Source organism: Rugamonas aquatica, assembly GCF_009380215.1.
In the GTDB taxonomy this organism is placed as follows: domain Bacteria; phylum Pseudomonadota; class Gammaproteobacteria; order Burkholderiales; family Burkholderiaceae_D; genus Rugamonas; species Rugamonas aquatica_B.
The window spans coordinates 1-2155 of the sequence record NZ_WHUG01000039.1 but is presented as its reverse complement, the minus strand read 5'-3'; the positions used below and the strand labels follow the sequence as shown (position 1 = coordinate 2155).

Genomic DNA, 2155 nt, shown 5'->3' with positions numbered 1-2155 from the left:
GCGCGCGCGCCGCGCCGGTCGCGCCGGCCGATGCGCTGCGGGTGGTGGCGGCCGACCTGCCGCCGTACGCGGTGGCGCAGGGCGGCGCCAGCCCCGGCCTGCTGGTGGAAGTGGTGCAGGACCTGTCGCGCCGCCTGGGCACGCCGGTGACGGTGGAGTTTTATCCGTGGCAGCGGGCGCTGACGATGGCCACCGTGCTGCCCCACATCGCCGTCATGCCGGTCACCCGCACGCCCGAGCGCGAGGCGCTGTTCCGCTGGCTGGTCCGGCTGCATCAGCAGAATTTCGTGTTTGTCGCGCTGCACGGCGGCGCCGATCTGCGCGACCTGGCGGCGTTGCGGCGGCTGCGGCTGGTGGTACTGCGCGGCTCGCCGCACAAGCGCGTGTTGCAGGAGCTGAACTTTGTCGATGTGGCCGAGTGCTCGACCGTCCGCGAATGCATGCGCATGCTGAAGAAGGGCATCGCCGATGTCACCTACGGCGGCGAGGATGTCCACCGCAACGCCGCCGGCACCGACGGCAACCGCGAGACCGAGTTCGATTTCAGCCCGGTCTTCCGCAGCGGCGACATCTGGCTGGCCGGTTCGCTGGACTTCAGCGAGGAAGACAGCCGCAAGTGGCGGGCGGCGCTGGAGGCCGCGCGCGCCGACGGCACGCTGGCGCGCATCCTGCGCAAGTACGGCCTGGCCGGCAACTGAGCGGCAACTGAGCGGCGGCCGCGGCCGCGCCTACTTCGGCCTGGCGCGGCGCGCCTGGATCTCGGCGATCAGCTTGCGTTCCTTGTCGCTGGCTTTTTGCAGCAGCGCTGCGTGCTTGCGCCCCAGCTCGGCGTAGTCGGCGACCTCGGGCGGCAGCGGCGTGTCGGGGTGCAGCTTGTGGGTGGTGTAGGCCGTCAGCAGGCACATCAACAGGGTGACGACCACGTAGGCGACTATCCACAAGCCGGTCTGGCCGCGGCTGCGGTGCACGGCCTGGCACACCAGTTCGGCCTCGCGGGTGGCGGCCTGCAGCTGGCCGACCAGGCCGGCCACGGCGGCTTCGGCCGCCTCGGTGGCGGCGCGCGCGGCCTCGCGGCCGGCCGCTTCGCGCTCGGCCGCCGCGCCGGCCTCGATGCGCACCGCCTCGGCGATGCGGGCGTCGATCTGGTTGAGGCTGATATGGGCCATGCGCACCAGCTTGTCGCAGCCGGCGATTTGCTTGGAAAAGTTTTGCAGCTCGGCGTGGAAGCGGTCGACCAGCGCGCCATGGGCGTCGACCTTGTCGTTGAGCGTGTTGAAGAAATCGCCTTGCTCGTCTTGGTTCATGCGATGCGCCTATCCGGTGTCAGGGTAGCCTTATTGTAAATTCAAGCTACAATAGCGGCGTGAAAAAAATACTGCTCATTTTGCTGCTGACAATCTTGCCTATCCAGTACGCCTGGTCGATGGCGGCCGTCTATTGCCAGCATGAGCCGGCCCCGGCCACGCATTTCGGCCACCATGGCCATCACCACCAGGCGCAGTCCGACGACGGCGCCGATAAAAGCAAGCCGGTCAAGGTCCACAGCGACTGCGAGGTGTGCCACCACGCGGTGCAGGCCTCGCTGCCCGGCGGCGCCGCGCTGGCGCTGGCCGTCGCGCCGGGCGGCCACGCGCCGCCGCTGCTTTCCCAATACCTGTCCTACATCTCCGATGGGCCCGCCCGGCCCAACTGGCTGCTCGTCGCCTAGCGCGACGAGGCCCTCGCCCCTCTCTTTCTAGACGCCTGAGTCTCGTCGAATTCCTTTTCCTATTGTCTGGAGAATTCGATGTTCAAGTATTTGCTGCCGCTCGTCGTAGCGGCATGGCCTGCCCTTGCGCAGGCCGAAATCGAGCCGTCCGCGCCGCTGACGCTCAAGGCCGCGCTGGCCCTGGCCGGCGGCGCCAACGCCGGGCTGTCGGCCGCCCGCCATGAACTGGGCGCGCTCGATGGCGCGGTGCGCCAGGCCGGCCTGCTGCCCAATCCGACGCTGTCGGTCGAACGGGTCGACACCCGCCGTGCGGATGGCGACCGCCGCGAAACCACGCTGCAACTGAGCCAGCCGCTGGAGCTGGGCGGCAAGCGCGCGGCCCGCGTGCAGGCGGCCGAACGGGGCCGCGACGGCGCGGCGGCCGACCTGGCGCTGCGCGAGGCCGAG

Annotated in this window: 4 protein-coding genes; 3 read left to right on the top strand and 1 reads right to left on the bottom strand. The window is 69.8% G+C overall.

Going from position 1 to position 2155, the window contains the following annotated elements; genetic code table 11:
- On the top strand, positions 1-698 hold a 698-nt coding region (locus GEV02_RS32535), incomplete at its 5' end, for a substrate-binding periplasmic protein (RefSeq protein ID WP_152841917.1).
- Positions 699-728: 30 nt separating this feature from the next.
- Here the strand turns inward: GEV02_RS32535 and GEV02_RS32530 are convergent.
- Positions 729-1304, bottom strand: a complete 576-nt coding sequence (locus GEV02_RS32530; protein ID WP_152841916.1) for a hypothetical protein — start codon at positions 1302-1304, stop codon at positions 729-731.
- A 59-nt stretch (positions 1305-1363) separates the two neighbouring features.
- Here GEV02_RS32530 and GEV02_RS32525 point away from each other — a divergent pair, with 59 nt between their 5' ends.
- Both GEV02_RS32525 and GEV02_RS32520 read left to right on the top strand, forming a co-directional pair.
- Entirely contained in the window at positions 1364-1708 is a 345-nt protein-coding gene (locus GEV02_RS32525) for a hypothetical protein (RefSeq protein WP_328595972.1), read from the top strand.
- Positions 1709-1786: 78 nt separating this feature from the next.
- Positions 1787-2155 (top strand): TolC family protein (locus GEV02_RS32520; protein ID WP_174999450.1); only part of this gene is annotated, 369 nt, incomplete at its 3' end.